Source organism: Microbacterium sp. 18062 (assembly GCF_902706225.1).
Taxonomy (GTDB): domain Bacteria; phylum Actinomycetota; class Actinomycetes; order Actinomycetales; family Microbacteriaceae; genus Microbacterium.
The window spans coordinates 34532-53271 of sequence record NZ_CACSKB010000018.1 but is presented as its reverse complement, the minus strand read 5'-3'; the positions used below and the strand labels follow the sequence as shown (position 1 = coordinate 53271).

The window sequence follows — 18740 nt, the reverse complement described above, 5'->3', positions numbered from 1 at the left end:
CGGGGCCTACGCGCGCGCTTCGTCGTCCCCCAGGGCGCGGATGACCTCGATGCCGCGCTGCTCGAGCGCGGTGAGCGTCTCGTTCTCGCCCCGGGCGTCGGTGATCACGACCGAGACGTCGTCGAGCGGACCGACCGGCGCGAACGACATCACGCCGAGGTGCCGGCTCTCGGCGAGCACGATCACCCGGTCGGCGGTCGAGGCCATCGCCGCCTTCAGCCGCGCGTCGGTCTCGTCGTAGTCCGACATCACGTTCGCCTCGGCGTTGATGCCGGCCACGCCCACGAGCGCGACGTCCCACCGGTGCTCGCGGAAGAACTGCTCGGCCGCCGAACCGCGCAGACTCAGCTCTCCGGGCTTGAGCTCGCCGCCCGGCGCGAGCACGCGGATGTCGGAGTCCCGCCCGAGCACCTCCATCACCTGCACGCTCGTGGGGGCGGCGAGCACCTGCAGGTGCCGGCGTCGCATCTCGAGCGCGACGTAGTACGCCTTGGTGCCGAAGTCGATCCCGATGTTCGCCCCGCGGGGGATGAGGTCGACGGCCGCGGCCGCGATCGCCTTCTTGCCCTCGACGTTCGACTTCATCCGTATCGCGAACGGCGGCTCGAAGCTCCGGCCCGAGTTGAGCACCGCTCCGCCGTAGACGCGGCGCACGATCCCCTGCTGGTCGAGCTGGTCGATGTCGCGGCGGATGGTCAGCTCGGTCACGCCCAGCTGCACGGCGAGGGCCGCCGTCTCGGCCTTGCCGCCCTGCTCCAGAAGCTCGATGATGCGCTGCTGGCGCTGCTTCTTGTCACCCACGCAGAGATCCCTTCCGATGCGGCATCGCGCATATCTCCTGACGAACAGTATCCGGTGTGGGAATGTGCCCCACGGTCAGCCCAGCTCGGGATGCACGTCGACGACGTCGAGGATCAGCTCGAGCTGCTCGCCGACGGCCAGCAGCTCGACGTCGTCGCCGTAGCGGCCGACGACCTGGATCCCGACCGGCAGCCCCTCGGACGTGAAGCCCGCGGGCATCGCGAGCACCGGATGCCCGGTCATCACGAGGTGGCACGCGAGCCGCTGCCACTGGAAGTAGCGGTCGAAGTGCTCGTCCTCGATCTGCGGCACCCACGGCAGCTCGGCGGGTGGCGCGACCACCGGAGCGCCGGGGCAGACGAACGCGTCGAAGCTCCGCAGCAGCTCGGCGAACGCGGCGAACAGGCGATACCTGCGATCCTCGGCCGCGATGAGCTCGGCGGTCGAGAACCCGGATGCCTCGGACACGTTGCGGGCGAAGTCGTCGCGGTACTTCTCGGGGTGGTCGATCGGGTCCCGGCCGAGCAGCGAGAACCAGCCGACGAGCTCGATGATCTCCCACGCGCGTCCGACGCCGGAGAAGTCGACGTCGGCGTCGACGATCTCGACCCCGGCGTCCTCCAGCCTGGCGCGGGTCTGGGCGAACACCGTCCGCACCTGCGCCGAGATCGGCAGCTCGCCGAGGTCCTCGCTCCAGGCCACGCGCAGGGGCGCGGTGCGGGGAGCGCCGAGCTCGGCGGTCGGCCGGGTGCGGGCGGACAGCGGGCTCAGTTCGTCGGAGCCCGACATGCCCGTCAGCAGGAGCGCGGCGTCGCGGCAGGTGCGGGCGACGGGTCCGTTGACCGAGTGGGGCGACCAGGAGCCGCCGCCCGCGACGGCCGGGACGACGCCCGGTGTGGTGCGCAGCCCCACCGCGTTGCAGAACGAGGCGGGGTAGCGCAGACTGCCGCCGGAGTCGGAGCCGTCGCAGAAGGGCAGCATGCCGGCCGCGACCGCGGCGACGCCGCCGGTGGAGCCGCCCGCGTGCCGGTCGAGGTCGAACGGGTTGCGGGTGATGCCGAAGACGTCGTTCCAGGTGACCGTGCCGACGCCGAACTCGGGCGCGTTCGTCTTGCCGATGACGAGCGCGCCGGCCTTCCGCAGCTTCGCGACGTGCGGCACGTCGGCGTCCGCGGGGCCGCGGCCGGCGAACGCGCGGGATCCCCGCGAGGTCGGCATGCCCGCGACGTCCACCAGATCCTTGATCGCGATCGGCAGCCCGTGCAGGGGGCCGAGGGCCTCGCCGGCCTCGCGCGCGCGGTCGGCCTCGGCGGCGAGGGCGAGGGCCTCCTCCCGGGGCAGGCGGTGCACCATGACGTTGACGGCGTCGTTCGTGGCGTCGGTCCGGTCGAGGAACGCGGTCATCACCTCGACAGCGCTCAGCTCTCCGTCGCGGATGGCGTCGCGCAGCCTCGTGGCGGTCCAGAAGTAGAGGGGCGGCTCGGCGGCGGTCTCGGTCATGGTGTCTCCCGGTGTCATGGTGTCTCCCGGTGCGCGGAGCGGTCGGTGGCGGGCGGCGGGCAGGGCATCAGGTATCGCGGAGGGTGGTCCGGGGCGGGACGAGCGCGACCGGGGCGACGCGTGCGGGGAGGGCCGCCTCGACCGCGCCGGCCCGCCGCAGCAGCTCGACGTCCTCGTAGGCGCGGGCGAGCAGGGTCAGGCCGACGGGCATGCCGATGTCGGTCATCACGCCCATCGGCAGGGTGACGCTCGGCAGCCCGACGCGCCGCATCGCGTGGTTCATCGTGGAGAAGATCGTCCCGTCGGCCCACGAGGCCGCGGCGGAGTCGCCGTCGACGTCGGTGTTCCAGCGCCCGACGTCGGAGTTGGCGGGGAAGGCGACGAGGTCGAGGCGCTGTTCCCGCATCCAATCGTCGAAATGGCGTTCGCGGGCGGTGACGAGGCCTCGCAGCGCCGGATCGGCGACCTCGGCGATGCGCTCCGGCGACGGGGGATCAGCGGCGAGGATGCGGGCGAAGTCGAAGCGGTCACGGCCCGGATGCGGATCGCCGGCCGCGTCGTCGAGGGCCCCCGGCGGGGTCGGGCGCACGAGCGCCGGGTCGACCGAGGAGAGTGTGCGCCCGTCGCCGAACACGTCGAGATGCTCCTGCCAGGCGGCGGTCAGCAGGTCGCCGAGCTCGAACCGGGTCCACGAGGGGGAGAGCAGCCCCTCCTGCTCGAGGGTGGCTCGTGACGCCGACCGGCCCTCGTACGCCTCGACGAGCGGGAAGTCGACGGGGACCAGGATTGCGCCGGACGCCCGGAGCACCGCCCCGGCGCGTTCCCACAGCGCGCGGATCGACGGCCGCAGCGGGATCCCCGCCACGTCGCCCGAGTCCTCGCCGAGATACAGGCGGGGAACGCCGATGCGCAGGCCGGCCAGCTCGTCCGCGCCCCCGCCGGTCACGGCGTGCGAGGTCAGCGCGGCCGCGGCGTCGGCGGCGGCCGACACGTCGACCGCGTCCTGCCGCTGCCAGTGATCGCGGGGATCGGGACCCGCGATCGCCGCCAGCACGTCGAGCATGTCGGCGACCGACACCGTGTGCGGCACGACCACGTCGCGGTGCGGATGCAGCGGCCAGTTGCCCGCGCTCGGGATGACGCCCCAGGACGGCGTGTAGGCGACGAGCGCATTGTTCGAGGCGGGAGAGCGGCCCGACGAGACCGTCTCCTCGCCGATGCCGAAGGAGCACAGCCCCGCCGCGACCGCGACCGCGGAGCCGATCGAGGATCCGGAGTGCCAGGCGGCGGCGAGCCAGTCGGGATTATAGGGGCTCCGGGTGCGGCCGTGGAGGCCGGCCTGGCCCCCGCCGATCGCCATGGGCGGCATGTTCGTCTTGCCGACGAGCAGCGCCCCGGCGGCCCTGAGCCGCTCGACGACGATCGCGTCGCGACGGGCGACGAGGTCGGCGAAGGCGGGCGAGCCCGCGGCGAGGGGGAGCCCCTCGACGGCGAAGCTGTCCTTCACGGTGTACGGCACCCCGTGCAGGGGGCCGCGCACACGGCCCGACGCGCGCTCGTCGTCGAGGGTCCGCGCGTGGGCGAGGAGACGCGGATCCCGCACGGGGACCGCGCCGAGCGACGGTCCGCCGGGGCGACGGTCGTCGATCAGCGTGAGGCGGGCAAGCACGGACTCGGCCAGGGCGGCGGAGGTGGTCGCGCCGGATCCGAGCCGGGCGCGGGTCTCTGCGATCGACGGCATCGCGAGGGGGGCGGCGGTCTCGGGCCCGTCGGCGGTGTCACGGCTCATGGATGCCTTCACGGATGACGCGGGGGATGAGGAGGAAGAGGGGTGGGCGGTGCTCGGCGGGTTCGCGTCCCGCCGAGCACCGGTCCGTCCGGTCGGTCAGCTGCACTCGGCCGTGTAGAGGAACGGCGCGATCTCGTCGGTGTCGACGTTGTCGGCCGTCACGAGGGCCCACGGCGACCAGACGACCTGCTCCGTGATGGAGTCGGCGTCGACCTCGCCCTTCAGGATCTGTGAGATCAGCGCGGTCGCCTCGTAGCCCTGCTGGTAGGGGCTCTGGGCGATCAGCGCGTCGTACGAGCCCTCGCGGAGCTCCTCGACCTGCGCCGACGCGGTGTCGAAGCCGACGTGCACGGCCTCGGATCCCGCGGTGCGGATGCCGTTGGCGGCACCGGTGCCGGCGCCGATGTTCGTGGAGAACACCAGGCTCAGGTCCGGGTTGGCTGCGAGCGCCGACGACACCGCCTGCGACGCCTCGGCGGCGTCCCCGCCGACGTACTGGAACTCGAGGACCTCGAGGTCGGACTCCTCCTCGATCGCGTCGCGGAAGCCCTCGGCGCGGGCGGACTGCACCGCATTGCCCGGTGCATCCGTCACGATCAGCACCTTGCCCTCCGTCACGTCGAAGTCGGTCAGCGACTGCACGGCCGCGTCGTACGACGACTGGTAGTTGTCGGTGCGGATGCTCTGGATGTAGTTGTCGTCCGAGAGGAACGAGTCCGGCATGACGAGCGGATGGCCCTCCGCCGTGTAGGGCTCCATCGTGGCGTTGAAGGCGTTGTTGTCCCAGACGGTGAGCAGCATCCCGTCGGGGTCGGTGGCGAGCACGGACTGCAGGACCTGCATGAGCTCCTCGTTCGAGGTGCCCGGCGTGCCCTGGATGTTCAGGGTCACGCCCTGCTCCTCGGCGGCCGCCTGGGCGCCGCAGTACATGGCGCCGTAGAACTCGCCGGTGCTCTCGGGGGTGACCATGGCGATCGTGATGTCGCTCGTGTCGCCGCTCTCCGACGATCCGGGATCGGCGGTGGACGAGCAGCCTGCGAGCAGCAGGGGGACGGCCAGGACCGCTCCGGAACCGAGCAGCCAGCTACGACGGGTGCGCACGCTGTGAGTCATTTCTTCTCCTTGATGGACGTTGCGAGGGTGGGTGTTGCGCGGTGGGTGTGGCGGGTGGTGCTCGATGCTCGGATCCGGGCGGACTAGCCGCCCTGCTTGGCAGCCCTGCGGCTGCTGCGGTCCAAGCTGACCGCGACGAGGAGCATGGCTCCGATCGCGATGGTCTGGTAGAAGGGCGAGAGGTTCACGATGACCAGCCCCGACTGCAGGATGATGGCGAGGAACGCGCCGAAGATCGCGCCGAGGAAGCTGATCCGGCCCCCGGTGAGGGCCGTCCCGCCGATGAGGGCCGCCGCGATGGCCGCCATCGAGTCGTTGAGGTGACCCGAGATGTTGGTGGTCGAGTAGCGGGCCAGGTCGATGAAGCCCGCGAGTCCGGCGAGGCCCGACGACAGCACGAAGATGAAGATCGTGTTGCGCAGCGTCTTGATGCCCACGCGGCGGGCGGCGAGCTTGTTCGAGCCCATCGCGAGGGTGTGCGTGCCCCACGGGGTGAAGCGGTAGCAGATCCAGATGACGCCGATCGTGACCAGGCTCAGGAGCATGGGCAGCGGCAGGGCGCCGAACGAGATGGCGCCGAACCAGGTCTGCAGCTCGCGGGGCATGCCGAACAGGTTCACTCCCCCGGTGATCACCTGTGCGATCCCGGTCGCGACCGAGAGCATGCCCAGGGTCGCGACGAGCGCGTTGACTCCCACGATGCCGACCATCACGCCGTTGACGGCGCCGATGACCGCCCCGATCAGGATCGCCATGAGCAGTCCCACCACGAGCACCACGGGCACCGGGAGCGTGCCCGAGAGTGCGATCATCAGCTGGCCCGACAACACGGAGGACAGGATCACCGCAGCACCCTGCGAGATGTCGATCTGGCCGGCCGACATCAGGACCGCCTGGCCGATCGCGAGCAGGAGCACCTGCGACGCGGTCAGCGCCATGCCGCGGATGTTCGCCTCGCTGAGGAACGCACCACCGGGCGAGAGCGCCTGGAAGATCGCGATCAGCACGATCTCGACCAGGATGATCTGGACCGCGCGGTTGGAGAGCACGCGGGCGATCCCGTGCTTGGTCGTCGAGCCGCGGGGGGACGTGGAGTCCGCGGCGTCGAGCACGGACGTCGATGACTCGGTCATGATCAGTCCTCTCCCACCATGACGGTGACGACCTCGGAGACGGTGAGCCCGGCGGGCGGAAGATCGGCCGCGATCGTGCCGTGACGCAGCACGACGACCCGATCGGCGAGCTTGAGCACGCTCGGGATGTCGTGCGAGACGAGCACGACCCCGAGGCCCTGGTCGGCGGCACGCTTGATGGAGTCGAGCACGATGCCGACCTGCTTCGGGCCGAGGGCGGCCGTCGGCTCGTCGAGCAGGATGATGTGCTTCGCCCACTTCATCGCGCGGGCCACCGCGAGCACCTGGCGCTGACCTCCGGAGAGGCTGACGACGGGCAGGCGTACGTCGCGCAGCGTGGAGATGCCGAGATGCTCGATCGCGCGCGTGGCCTCACGGCGCATCCGGGGACGGTCGACGAAGGCGAACGGCCCGAACCGGTGTACGAGCTCGTTGCCGAGGAAGAGGTTCTCGGTGACGCTGAGATCCGGGGCGAGCGCGAGGTCCTGGTAGACGACGCCGACCCCGAGGTGTCTGGCGTCGGCGAGCGAGGAGAGGCTCTCGCCCTTGACCTTCACCGAGCCGACGTCGGCGGCGTGCGAGCCGCAGATGATGTTCATCAGCGTGGACTTCCCCGCGCCGTTGTCGCCGAGCAGCGCCACGATCTCCCCGGCGCGCACCGACAGGTTGACGTCGCGCAGCGCGGTGACCGCGCCGAAGCTCTTGCCGACGTCGGTGATGGTGAGCACTTCCTCGCTCAAGATCCGGCTCCTTCCTTCTCGACGTCCGCCAGGACGTCGCCGTAGACCGACAGGAACTCGGCGGTGTCCTCCGCCGTGAACACGAGCGGGGGCCGCACCTTCAGCACCTGCCCGGTCAGGCCGACGGCCGAGATCAGCACGTGCCGATCCCGCAGGCCGTTGACCATGAGGCGGGCGGTGTCGCGCGGGGTCTGCCCGTCGGCGCCGAGCATCTCGACGCCGACGAACAGCCCCGACCCCCGCACGTCGCCGACGAGCGCGCTGCCGGCGCTCGCGGCGCGGATGCCTTCCCGCAGCAGCGTGCCGACCTCGAGCGAGCCGGCCACGAGACCGCGGTCCTCGATCTCGTCGAGCACGGCGGTGGCCGCCGCGATCGAGGCAGGGTTGCCGCCGAAGGTGTTGAAGTAGCGGTGGTCCCGGGCGTAGCCGTCCGAGAGGTCGGACGAGAGCACCAGGCTCCCGATCGGCATCCCGCCCGCGAGCGGTTTGCCCGAGGTCACCATGTCGACCGCGTCCGTGTGGCGCTGGAACCCCCACATGTGCTCGCCCAGGCGTCCCATCCCCGGCTGCACCTCGTCCGCGATCACGAGCCCGCCCGCGGCCTGCACGCGGCGGAACGCCTCGGCGAGAAGGCCGCGCTCGCCCGGGTAGATGCCGTCCGTCGACAGGATCGTGTCGATCAGCATCGCCGAGACGCCGAACTCGGACGCCTGCAGGTCGGCGATCGCGGCCGATACGCCGTCGGCGAAGACCTCGGCGGCGTGCTCGCCGTGCAGATGGGTGTCGGGTGCGTCGACGACGCGCACGTACGGCGCGAGCGGCATCGACGGCCCGTTCTCGGGGGAGACGCCGGCGAGCAGCGCGGTGGTGCCGTGGTAGGCCATGCGGGTGACGATCACTCCCCGTCGGCCGGTGCGCCACGCCGCGATCGTGAGCGCGAGGTCGTTCGCCTCCGATCCGGAGTTCGTGAAGATCACGTGGTCGAGGGGTGCCGGGTAGGTCGCGAGGAAGCGCTCGGCGTAGTCGACGACGCCGTCCTGCAGGTAGCGCGTGTGCGTGTTCATCCGTGTGAGCTGACGGTGCACCGCCTCGGCCACGCGCGGATTGGCGTGGCCCACGGCGGGCACGTTGTTGTAGGCGTCCAGGTACTCGACGCCGTCGGCGTCGAGGAGGCGTACGCCGCTTCCGCGCACGACGTGCACGGGCCTCTCGTAGAACAGCGGATAGATGTCGCCGAGCGTCGCGCGTCGGCGGGCGAGCAGGGCCCGGTCGGCGGTGGAGAGGGCGTCGGCGGAGGCCGGATCGAACTTGTTGATCATCTGGCCGCCGGCGGGCGTGGTCGTTGTCACTGGTGCTTCTTCCCGTGCGGGTGGTCGTCGGTCGGGGGGAGGGCGGCGTGCGCGAGCAGGCGCGTCGCGAGCGCGTCGTAGCGCAGCTGATACGCGGCGCGCTCGGGAGAGCTCTGCGCGGTCTCGCGGCCGAGCACGAGCGCCATGACCACCCGGCACAGCATCAGCGTCGGCAGCACCGCGAGCTCGGCGTCGTCGAGGGCGCACCGCCCGGTCATGCGGGCGAGGTAGCGCTCGACGAGCGGGTGGTCGGTCGCGCTCAGGCGCATCGAGAGATAGGCGGCGGTCACGGCGACGTCGAACACGCGCGGGGCGCGCACCGCGTCGCCGAAGTCGATGATCCCCGTCAGCGCGCCGTCGGTGACGAGCAGGTTCGAGAGGTTGAAGTCCGCGTGCAGCACCTGCCGCGGCATCCCCGCGAGGATCGGCGAGACCCGATCGCGGTAGTCGGAGATCACGAGGTGCGCGATGCGGCTCAGCTCGGCGTCGAGGTGGACGTCGACGAGCGGCGCGTGGCGCAGCACGGCGTCGAGCGACCAGTCGTTCGTGTCGGGCACGCGGGCAGCGGACGCGTCGACACCGCGGAGCGCGTCCAGGAGCGCGGCCTGCGCGGCGGCGATGGCGTCGACGAGGGAGGCGGTGAGCTCGGCGTCCTCGAGGGGGATGCCGGGACGCAGGGTCGCGACGAACGTGGTGCCCGCGGGGTCGAGCGGCGATCCGGTGCGCTCGTCGATCAGCAGCGCCGGAACGGGCAGCGGCGTCGCCGCGCGCGCCGCCGCAGCGAGCAGGGCCACCTGCATGTGCGCCGCGTCGCTGCCGTCGGGGAAGGACTTGAGCACGACATCGCCCGACCGGGCGAAGACCAGCGTCGTGCGGTCCGCCTCGCTCGCGGTGTCGCGGACCTCGGTGATCCCGCGCACGTTCCAGTGCGCGAGGAGCACGCTCGTCTCGTCGGGATCCCGGGCGTCGAGGCGAGCGATCACGGCGGCCTCAGGCATCCGTCGCACCGTCGGGGACTCCGCACAGATCGACGATCGTCAGCGCCATGATCTCGATCGCCCTGCGGTACTCGTCGAGATCGAGGAACTCGTCGGGCTGGTGGGCGACGCTGAGGAAGCCGGGGCCGAAGGTGACCGCGGGGACGCCCGCCTTGATCGGCAGGCCCATGTCGGTGTGCGCGGTCACGCCCTCGACGACGGGGTCCATGCCGAGCGAGCGCATCACGGCGAGCGGAGCGGTGACGATCGGCTCGGTGTCGTCGGTCTCGCCGCAGTCGGCGTCGACGAGCCAGGTCAGCACCGGCGGGTTCGCGATCAGCCAGGCGTCGTCGCCGACGAACTCGGCGAGCATCCGCTCGATCTGCGCGCGCACCACGCCGCCCCCGCCGCGCTCGTCGAGCTCCGCGGGCAGGTACTGGATGTCGAAGCGCACCGTGAAGGAGTCGGCCCACGCGCTGGGATAGGTCCCCGCGTCGATGACGGCCAGGTTGATCTGGCACGGCAGGGGCATGTGGCGGTGGTTCTTCTCGGGGAGGGTGCGCCAGGTCGCGTTGAGCCGATCGATCGCGTCCATGAGCCGGCGGCCGTACGCGATGGCGTCGACCGCTCCGCCGTCCTCCCAGGAGGGCTGCTCGATCTCGATGTGGCCGCTTCTGCCCGCGATCGTGATCTCGCCCCACAGGATTCCCCGGCACAGGGGCGCGACCTTCAGGCTGGTCGGCTCGGGGATGACGATGCCGATGCCCGGACGATAGCCGCGGTCGACGAGGGCGAGCGTCCCCATGCCGCCGGTCTCCTCCTCGGTGACCGACGCGTACGCGACGCGGTTGACGAGGGGCACGCCGGCCGTCCGCACAGCCTCGATCGCAGCCAGCGCCGCCGCCATCCCGCCCTTCATGTCGCAGGTGCCGCGGCCGTAGACCCGGTCGTCCGTGAGGGTGCTGGCGAACGGGGCGCCGATGGTCCACCCGCCGCCGCCCGGCACGACGTCGCAGTGGCCGAGGAACATCAGCACGGGCGCGTCGGGGTCGGCTCCCTCGACCGTGGGGGCGAAGGTCCCGACGAGGTCGGGGCGTCCCGTGAAGTCGCGGTCGGCGAAGTAGCCCGGCCCGCCGGCGTGATGGGCCAGGGCCTCGGCGGACGGCTCCCACTGGTCGACGTCGGCGCCGAGGTGCTCGAGACGTCGACGGAGGAACGCCTGGACGGCTCCCTCGCCGGTGACCTCGGGCGCCTCGCCGAACCACGGCCCCACGCTCGGCAGGTCGACCATGTCGCGCAGCAGCTGCACCGAGGCGTCGAAGCGGTTCGCGACAGCGGCGAGCACCGAGGTGCGGATGTCGTCGGAGGTGAGCGTCACGGGGATCTCCTGAGGTCGGGAGGGATCGCGATCGATCTGTTGATGATCATGACGATACTTTTTTATGATCGTCTTGATCTGTTTTGGTCTGATTTTTTACCGTCACGAAACAGCGGCGAAACGTGCGCGTGCCGGTGTCAAATGTGCGGGGATCGGTAGGGCACATGGCGTGCTCGGCCTCGAGCGGCGGCGGGGTGATCCGCCGGGCGCACGCGCACAACTCCGTCGAATCCGCCGATCTGCGCGCCGTGAAGCCGAGGACGTGCCGATTCGACGGAGCTCGGTCTCGCGCATCGCGCCTCTTACGACGTCTGCTTCTTCTCGATGCCGATCTGCCCCGGTCTCGTGGCCGCCGACGCGGTGGGACGCGCGACGGCGATCGTGCTCGGAGGCCTTGCCGACGGCATCCATCGCGTCGTGCTCACCGGTCCCCCATGGGGTCTCTAGTCTCCGCGTGGCGCCGGTTTCCTGCGATGGCTGCCGAAGTCCCGCGCGCCGTCGCAGGATACAGGCGCCATCAGGGGCGAGGGTGCGGCGAGCGCGGGACGGGCACTACGTGGACGAGATCCGCCCCCACGCATCCGACAAGCGCTCGATGCCCGCATCCAGCCGGTCGTCCGGGGTCGCGAACGAGAGACGGAGATGATTCTCCCAGCCGTGCCCGAACCCGCCGCCGGGAAGAAGCGCGACCCCGGCCTGCTCGATGAGTGCGGCGCTCACAGCCGCTCCGCTCCGGCCCGTCGCATCGACGTCGAGCAGGACATAGAAGGCGCCCTGCGGCCGTGCGAACGAGAGATCCGGCAGTCCCTGCAGCGCAGCGCAGACGCGATCACGGCGCAGCCGGTAGCGTTCGGTCATCTCGGTCACGCAGGACTGCGGGCCCGTGAGCGCTGCCACGGCTGCATCCTGCACGAAGGTGGGGGTGCACGACATGGTGTGCTGGTAGACGATCGTGGCCTTCCTCACGATCGCCGGCGGACCCGCCAGCCAGCCGAGGCGCCAGCCCGTCATCGCATGGGACTTGGAGAGTCCGTTGATCACGATCGTGCGCTCGGGCGCGATGGCGGCGGGCGAGACGTGCTCTCCCTGGAACACGAGCCGTGCGTAGACCTCGTCGCTGACGAGGACGAGATCGAACTGCCGGGCCAGTTCGCAGAGCCGGGCGAGCTCGTCGGCGGTGCAGACCCGTCCCGTGGGATTGCTCGGGGTGTTCAGGATGACGGCCTTCGTGCGAGGGGTGATCGCGTACCGCAGCTGCTCGATGTCGATCCGATACCCCGACGACGCGTCCAGCGGCACCTCGACGGGCACCGCGCCGTGCAGGCGCACCATCGCGCCATAGCTCACCCAGCCCGGCGTGAGCACGATCACCTCGTCGCCCGGATCGAGCACGGCCTGGAGAGCGACGAAGAGCGCGTACTTCGCGGATGCGGTGACGAGCACATCGTCCGGCTTGCGGTCCGGACCCGCTTCCGATCGCGCTATCGCCTCCCGGAGCGCGGGCACGCCGGCCGCCGGCCCATAGTGGGTGCGACCGGCTCGGAGCGATCGCACGGCCTCCTCGACGACGTGCACCGGGGTGTCGAAGTCCGGATCCCCACCGGCGAGGTCGACCACGTCGACCCCTCGAGCACGGATTCGAGCCAGCGCGGCCGAGAACTCCATCGTGGCCGAACCCGTCTCGGCGTCGAGTCGTTCTGCGGTGCGTATGGCCGGCACTCGTCGCTCCTTGGTCATCCTTGCAAATGTTGAGTACTACAGTGGACACTACATCGTCGGTCGGGAAGCCCGGACGCACGTCGAGCAAGAGCAGAGGTCAGCAGTGACTCAGAGGATTCCGGTCATCGTGATCGGGGGCGGGATCGTGGGCGCCTCGTGTGCGCTGCACCTGAACCGATCCGGGTATGAGGTGACGGTCGTCGAAGCGGGCACCGTCGGGCATCGTGCGACCCGCCTCGCTGCCGGCGCCTTCCGCAGCCAGTTCGCCCATCCCGAGGAGACCCTCCTCACGATGCGGTCACACGAGATCCGCGACGAGATCCAGGCCCGCTCCGGCGTCGACTTCGGATTCCGGCGGGTCGGCTTCGTGCTTCTCGCCTCCGATGAGGCCGCCGCGGCCGAGCTGAACGCACGACGGGGGTTCCAGAGCGATCTCGGACTCGACATCCGAGACCTCGACGGCGCCGAGCTCCGGGCCCTCGTGCCGGGCATCGCCACCGACGACCTCCTGGCGACACGGTTCACCCCGGCCGACGGCTATGCCCGACCCCAGCACGTGACCCGGCTGCTGATGCAGCTCGCGGTCGACGAAGGCGTGGTGCTGCGCGAGGAGGCGAGCGTCGTCGACATCGAGAGCGACGGCATCGGACAGGCCTCCGGGGTCGCGCTCGCCGACGGCGAGCGGCTGGGCGCCGAGATCGTCGTCAATGCCTCGGGTCTCGGCGCCGCCACGGTGGGGCGGATGCTCGGCACCGCCCTCCCGGTCGGGCCCCGACGCCAGCACCAGTTCTTCACCGGCGAATCCGCGGGCATCGAGCCGTCGAAGGTCCCGAACGTGATGGAACGGTCGCGACGCCTCTACCTCCGGGGCGAAGGAGGGGGATTCCTGCTCAGCACCTCGTCGGCAGACGAGGATCATCGCACCGACACCGACGTCACGTGGCCGCTGACCGACTCGCTGCGCGCCACGCTCGGGCACCGCTGGCCGGCGGTCGCGGACCTCCCGATCACCGACGGCTGGGTCGGGTGCTACCCGATCACGCCGGACGACCGCGCGATCGTCGGCGCGGACCCCCACATGGCGGGCGTCTTCCACGCGGTGGGACTGGGCGGTCACGGCTTCATGCACGGGCTGTCCACGGGCGAAGCGGTCACGGCCGTGGTCTCCACCGGATCGTGGGGCACGATCGATCTCAGCCCGCTCCGTCCGGATCGCTTCACCTCCGCCCCGTCAGGGACGGACGTCGCATGAGCAGACGGATCCTGCGCGGAGGCGTTCTCCCCGACCGCCCAGAGCTCGGCACCGTCGACATCCTCGTGGACGACGGCCGCATCGCCGGGCTCGGTCCTGCCGGCAGCATCGCCCTGAGCGACGGCGATTCCCTGCTGCCGCTGGACGGGATGTGGGTGCTGCCCGGATTCATCGATGCCCATGTGCATCCGATCCACTCGGAGTCGATGAGCAGCGTCGGCCGCGAGGGTGTGCTCGGCGGGGTCACCACGGTGCTGAACCACCTGTATCCGACGCCCGACGAGACGCTCGCCGAAGCCGTTCGCCGCAACGCGGCCGACAGTCGCGACGCGGCGTCCGACTTCGGCTACCACCTGCGGATCACCCCTGACCGGATCGACATGGCCGGCGCTCCCGGCCACCGCTCAGCACTCCTGTCGGCTCAGATAATCGAAGCGCTCACCGTCGGCGGGGTCGTCGCGGTGAAGGCGTTCCTGTCCCACGCCGACGACCGGGTGCGGAGCACCTTGGCCGGTCTCACCGAGATACTCCTCGCCGGCGCCGAGACCGGCATCCCGGTCATCGTGCACGCCGAGCCGGGGGAGGTGATCACGGTCCTCGACGGCCGCTACGGAACCCCTGAGTCGCTCGGGGAGCACGACCGCCGCCGCAGCGCCGATCTCGAGGCGGCCGCCGTCGCGCTCGCCGCCGCCACGGCCCGCGCCGTCGACGCCCGCCTCTACGTGGCGCACCTCTCGTCCGACCGGGCCGTCGATGCGGTGGCGCGCGCCCGCGCCTGGGGCACCCGCGTGCGGGGCGAGAGCTGCACGCACTACTTCGACCTCGACTCGGGACGCACCCTCGGCGCTCTCGGCCGGGTCACTCCGCCGTTGCGCGGACCGGATTCGATGGCCAGGATGCGCGAGCTCGCCGCCGACTCCGACTCGGGGATCGACGTCATCGCGAGCGATCACTGCGGATACAGCGCCGAGGAGAAGGAGCACACGGACTTCGCGCTCGCGGGCAACGGGCTACCGGGCATCGACTCGATGGCGCCGATCCTCATCGACGCGGTCATCGCGGGGGGCTGGCTCATGGCCGCCGACCTGGTCCGGCTCACCTCCCGCGGCCCCGCCGAGGCCTTCGGCCTGATCGGCAAGGGTCGCATCCTGGAAGGCTTCGACGCCGACCTCGTGGTGGTCGATCCCCGCGGTCGAGGCGAGCTCCGGGAGCATCCCCCCGGTCCGGCGACCGCGGCGAGCCCGTACGGCGGCCGCAGACTGGCAGGATCGATCCGGCGCGTCATCCGCCGAGGCTCGGATGCCGTCGTCGACGGCGTCGACCACGAGCTGCGGGATGCCCGCCCCGTAGAGAGGACCGAACCCGAGTGGTGAACTCCGGCACATGGACGGACCGCCTGCAGCGCGGGGTGGAGGAGGCCTGGGCGCGGCGTCTCCCCGCAGAACTCGCCCGCATGGTCGCCATCCCCAGCATCTCTCCCGCCTTCGACCCGGACTGGCGTGACCACGGCGCGCTGTCCCTCGTCGTCGAGGCCGTGTCGTCGTGGGCGGCATCTCGATCGGTGTCGCTGTCAACGGAGCTGATCGAGGTGCCCGACGGCACGAGCTCACTGCTGATCGACATCCCCGCCTCGGCCGGGAACTCCGGCCGCACCGGCGTCTCCGACGGTCCGGTGCTGATCTACGGCCATCTGGATGTCCAGCCCCCCGGTGAGGGCTGGAGCCTCTCCGGCGCGTTCGAGCCTCGGCTCGTCGGCCGGCGGCTCTACGGCCGGGGGACCTCCGACGACAAGTTCTCGGCGCTCGTGGCCGTCTCCGCGGTCGAAGCACTGATCGAGGCGGGCCGCGCGCATCCCCGGATCGTCGTGCTCCTGGAGACCTCCGAGGAGAGCAGCAGCGTCGACCTGCCGGAGACGCTCGAGCTGGCCGGCCGGATCATCGGCACTCCGTCGCTGGTCCTCTGCCTCGACGCCTTCGTGCCCGACGGCGAGCGGTTGTGGCTCAGCACCTCGATGCGCGGCATCATCGTGGCGGACCTTCGTGTCGCGGTCGTCGCCGAGGGCGTGCACAGCGGCCTCGCCGGCGGGATCGCCCCCTCGAGCTTCCGCATCCTTCGCGCGCTCCTGGACCGCATCGAGAACGTCGAGACGGGCGAGGTGCTCGTGCCCGAGCTGCAGACGGCGATGCCCGACGATCAGCGCGCTCATCTCGCGACCCAGGCCCGCCTCACGCCCGCGATCTCGGAGAGCCTGCCGCTGCTGCCCGGCGTGCGCGCCACCGGTGCGACCGCGCTCGAGCAACTCGTCATCCAGTGCTGGACGCCGAGCATCGCCTACACAGGCGTCTCCGGCATGCCGCCCACCGGCGAGGCGGGCAGCGTCATCCGCCCGGAGACCACCGTCCGGCTGTCGATCCGGGTGCCCCCGCTCGTCGACATGGCACGAGCGGTCGACGCCCTGAGGTCCGCCCTCGAGAGCGCGCCACCGGCGGGGGCGACCGTGTCGCTCGATGTCGTCGCGGCGGAGCCCGGATGGCTCGTCTCCGTGCCCGAGGGCCTCGAGCTCGACCTCGAGCGGGCGGGCCGCACGGTCTACGGCGTTCCCCCCGCCCGCTGCGGGGGAGGCGCCACGATCCCCGTCCTCGGCATGCTCGCGGCGCGGTTCCCGGCCACGCCGATCCTTCCGCTCGGGGTCGTGACCTCGGAGAGCAGCCCGCACGGGCCGGACGAGTTCGTCGACCTGGATGCCGCCGCGCGCCTCACCAGCGCCATCGCCCTCCTGCTCGCCTCGGGCGACGAGCGCTGACCGCCCGGGCCGGCTCCGGCCTCAGTCGGTCAGCCAGCCGGCGTAGTGCTCCCGGGCGAGACGGATCAGGGCCTCGCTCACGACGCGGGTCGACGCGGCGGCCTGCTCGTCGATGCGGACCGATGCGGCGACCTCCCGGGCGAGGTCGGCCTCGTCGAGCGTCGTGACACGGCCGCCGCGCACTACCACGTGTCCGGCGACCATCACGGTGTCGACGTCGGCGGGCCTGCCCCGATGCGCGACCAGCTGGAGCGGCGACAACGACGGATGCGCCCAGGCCCCCGCGATCGAGGCGGCGTCGAAGACCACCAGGTCGGCGGCCATCCCGACCTCCAGCGTGCCGATCGTGCCCGCGAACGGGGTGGTCGCCGCGCCGTTCGACGTCGCCATCTCGAAGACCTCCTCGACCGTGGGCACCCGGCTCCCGATCCCCGGCGCACGGTGCAGGTTGTAGGCGAGCTTCATCTCCAGCAGCATGTCGCGATCGTCCGAGAGCCCGGCCTCGTCGATGCCGAGAGCGACGGGCACACCAGCTTCGAGATAGCGCACGACGGGCGCGACGCCGCTTTTCAGCCTCAGGTTGGAGCTGGGGTTGTGGCACACCGACGCGCCGGATCCGGCGATCATGGCGACATCCGTCGGAGTCGCGTGCACCGCGTGGCCGAGGGTCATCCGCTCGTTGAGCAGGCCGAGCGAGTCGAGGTGCCCGACCGCTCCCCGGGGCGATCGAAGCCGGCCGTAGCTCTTCTGGTACGGCGTCTCGAGCAGGTGGATGTGCATCGGCACGCCGTCTCGTTCGGACAGCTCGCCGATCAGCTCGAGAGCCTCGTCGCTGCACCAGTGCAGATTCGAGGGAGCGAGCTGGATGGCGATGCGCCCGCCGGCGCGCCCGTGCCATTGCTCGCGCAGGCGCGTGTAGCCGTTCTCCAGCTGAGCGGCCGCCGGGATGCGGCGCACCCGGAGCCACTCGGCCATCTCGCTGTCCAGCGGCGTGGGCAGCCCTGCCACCAGGGCGTCCTCGTCCGTGGCGAACAGGCGGTTCTGATCGGTGACGCCCACCGAGTAGCTCGCGCGCAGGCCGATGTGCTCGTACGCGGAGAGGATCTTGGCGTCGGTGCCGGTCATCGTGCGCGGGTCGGCGCGGAGCCGTCCGTGCAGGTGCTGAACGGTCGTGACCCCCGACTTCAGCAGCTCGATGCCCGAGACCAGCGTGTCCAGATAGGGATCGACGTTCGGGGCGACCATCCGCATCAGGCTCCAGAGCTCGAGGCTCTCGGATTCGACGCCGAGCTGAAGGGGGGTCAGCCCCACGTGGTGGTGGCTGTCGACGAATCCGGGGGTCACCAGATGCCGGTCGCTCCCGACGATCTCGGCCGAGGGATGGGCCCGTCGCTGCTCGTCGGCGTCGCCGATCTCCACGATGACGCCGTCGACCTGGCGCAGGGCGGTGTTCTGGCGGACGTCCGGGATCCCGTCGGCCACGCCGATGACGACGGACCTGCCGATGATGAGCGATTCCACGTGGGCGGGCCTTTCAGAGGATGGCGTGCCGGCGCCCGGCGCTCCAGCGCCGGGCCAGCACCGCCTGAACGGTGAGCAGCACGCTGCACAGCACGAGGTAGACGAGGGCGGCCTGCAGCAGGATCTCGAGCGCGAACTGGGGATTGCCGCCCACGAGCCTGCCGGCGAGCGCCGACACCTCGGTGACGGTCACGAGGGAGGCGAGAGACGTCGCCTTCAGGATCGAGGTCGCGTTCGTGAGGTACGACGGCATCACGATGCGCACCATCTGGGGGAGGACGACGCCGAAGTACGCCCGCACCCGGGGCAGGCCCAGCGCCTTCACGGCGTCGTACTGGCCGGCGGGCACGCCCTTCAGCCCGCCGCGGAAGATCTCGAGGTTGAACGCGGTCGAGAACGTCACGAACGCCAGCAGCACCGACGGCAGAGGGGGCAGATCGATTCCGATCTGGAACAGGCCGTAGAACGCGAAGTAGACGAAGATCAGCTCCGGTATGGAGCGGCCGAGCCAGGTGTAGACGACGATCACCACCCGCACGATCCGGAACCGGCTGGTGGCCAGCGGAGCGATCATCGCGGCGAGCGCCGTGGAGATCGCCAACGTCAGCGCCGTCAGCACGATCGTGTTGACGGATGCCTGGAAGAGGATTCCGATGACGTCCATG

At 71.2% G+C, this 18740-nt stretch carries 16 protein-coding genes; 4 read left to right on the top strand and 12 right to left on the bottom strand.

Going from position 1 to position 18740, the window contains the following annotated elements:
* Positions 1-6 precede the first annotated feature (6 nt).
* The 9 genes from GVL03_RS08735 to GVL03_RS08695 form a co-directional block, all read right to left on the bottom strand.
* On the bottom strand, positions 7-801 hold the full coding sequence (locus GVL03_RS08735) for a DeoR/GlpR family DNA-binding transcription regulator (protein ID WP_159500605.1): 795 nt from the start codon (positions 799-801) through the stop codon (positions 7-9).
* Between the two features lie 75 nt (positions 802-876).
* Positions 877-2301 (bottom strand): amidase, encoded by a 1425-nt coding sequence (locus tag GVL03_RS08730; RefSeq protein WP_159500604.1) that lies wholly within the window; start codon positions 2299-2301, stop codon positions 877-879.
* Positions 2302-2368: 67 nt separating this feature from the next.
* Entirely contained in the window at positions 2369-4090 is a 1722-nt protein-coding gene (locus GVL03_RS08725; RefSeq protein ID WP_235038081.1) for an amidase family protein, read from the bottom strand.
* Positions 4091-4186: 96 nt separating this feature from the next.
* Positions 4187-5203 carry a substrate-binding domain-containing protein gene (locus tag GVL03_RS08720; RefSeq protein ID WP_159500603.1) on the bottom strand — a complete coding sequence of 339 codons (1017 nt, stop codon included), beginning with the start codon at positions 5201-5203 and terminating at the stop codon, positions 4187-4189.
* 83 nt (positions 5204-5286) lie between these two features.
* The gene (locus GVL03_RS08715) at positions 5287-6336 is read right to left on the bottom strand and encodes an ABC transporter permease (RefSeq protein WP_159500602.1); all 1050 of its coding nucleotides are present in this window, start codon (positions 6334-6336) and stop codon (positions 5287-5289) included.
* 2 nt (positions 6337-6338) lie between these two features.
* The gene (locus tag GVL03_RS08710; RefSeq protein ID WP_200847115.1) at positions 6339-7076 is read right to left on the bottom strand and encodes an ATP-binding cassette domain-containing protein; all 738 of its coding nucleotides are present in this window, start codon (positions 7074-7076) and stop codon (positions 6339-6341) included.
* Positions 7073-8425, bottom strand: coding sequence for an aspartate aminotransferase family protein (locus GVL03_RS08705; RefSeq protein WP_235038080.1), 1353 nt, complete (start codon positions 8423-8425; stop codon positions 7073-7075). The genes GVL03_RS08710 and GVL03_RS08705 overlap by 4 nt, the downstream gene beginning before the upstream one ends.
* Positions 8422-9423: a phosphotransferase gene (locus GVL03_RS08700; protein ID WP_159500601.1), complete on the bottom strand. Its 1002-nt coding sequence runs from the start codon at positions 9421-9423 to the stop codon at positions 8422-8424. Before GVL03_RS08700 ends, GVL03_RS08705 begins: the two co-directional genes overlap by 4 nt.
* Entirely contained in the window at positions 9416-10780 is a 1365-nt protein-coding gene (locus GVL03_RS08695) for a M20/M25/M40 family metallo-hydrolase (RefSeq protein ID WP_159500600.1), read from the bottom strand. The genes GVL03_RS08700 and GVL03_RS08695 overlap by 8 nt, the downstream gene beginning before the upstream one ends.
* Before the next feature lie 324 nt (positions 10781-11104).
* On the opposite strand from GVL03_RS08695, the gene GVL03_RS22615 reads away from it, so the two are divergent.
* On the top strand, positions 11105-11227 hold the full coding sequence (locus tag GVL03_RS22615; protein ID WP_306770323.1) for a hypothetical protein: 123 nt from the start codon (positions 11105-11107) through the stop codon (positions 11225-11227).
* Between the two features lie 105 nt (positions 11228-11332).
* On the opposite strand, the gene GVL03_RS08690 is transcribed toward GVL03_RS22615, so the two are convergent.
* Positions 11333-12499, bottom strand: coding sequence for a pyridoxal phosphate-dependent aminotransferase (locus GVL03_RS08690; protein WP_159500599.1), 1167 nt, complete (start codon positions 12497-12499; stop codon positions 11333-11335).
* Positions 12500-12602: 103 nt separating this feature from the next.
* Between GVL03_RS08690 and GVL03_RS08685 the strand changes: the two genes are divergently transcribed.
* Genes GVL03_RS08685 through GVL03_RS08675 form a run of 3 tightly spaced genes read left to right on the top strand, consistent with a single transcriptional unit; the run spans position 12603 to position 16554 of the window.
* Positions 12603-13751 carry an FAD-binding oxidoreductase gene (locus tag GVL03_RS08685; protein WP_159500598.1) on the top strand — a complete coding sequence of 383 codons (1149 nt, stop codon included), beginning with the start codon at positions 12603-12605 and terminating at the stop codon, positions 13749-13751.
* Positions 13748-15124, top strand: a complete 1377-nt coding sequence (locus tag GVL03_RS08680; RefSeq protein WP_159500597.1) for a dihydroorotase family protein — start codon at positions 13748-13750, stop codon at positions 15122-15124. The genes GVL03_RS08685 and GVL03_RS08680 overlap by 4 nt, the downstream gene beginning before the upstream one ends.
* On the top strand, positions 15121-16554 hold the full coding sequence (locus GVL03_RS08675; RefSeq protein ID WP_159500596.1) for a M20/M25/M40 family metallo-hydrolase: 1434 nt from the start codon (positions 15121-15123) through the stop codon (positions 16552-16554). Before GVL03_RS08680 ends, GVL03_RS08675 begins: the two co-directional genes overlap by 4 nt.
* Before the next feature lie 21 nt (positions 16555-16575).
* Here the strand turns inward: GVL03_RS08675 and GVL03_RS08670 are convergent, their stop codons facing one another.
* Together GVL03_RS08670 and GVL03_RS08665 are read right to left on the bottom strand one after the other, a co-directional pair.
* Positions 16576-18075: an amidohydrolase family protein gene (locus tag GVL03_RS08670; protein WP_159500595.1), complete on the bottom strand. Its 1500-nt coding sequence runs from the start codon at positions 18073-18075 to the stop codon at positions 16576-16578.
* 13 nt (positions 18076-18088) lie between these two features.
* On the bottom strand, positions 18089-18739 hold the full coding sequence (locus GVL03_RS08665; protein ID WP_159500594.1) for an amino acid ABC transporter permease: 651 nt from the start codon (positions 18737-18739) through the stop codon (positions 18089-18091).
* Position 18740: the final 1 nt, after the last annotated feature.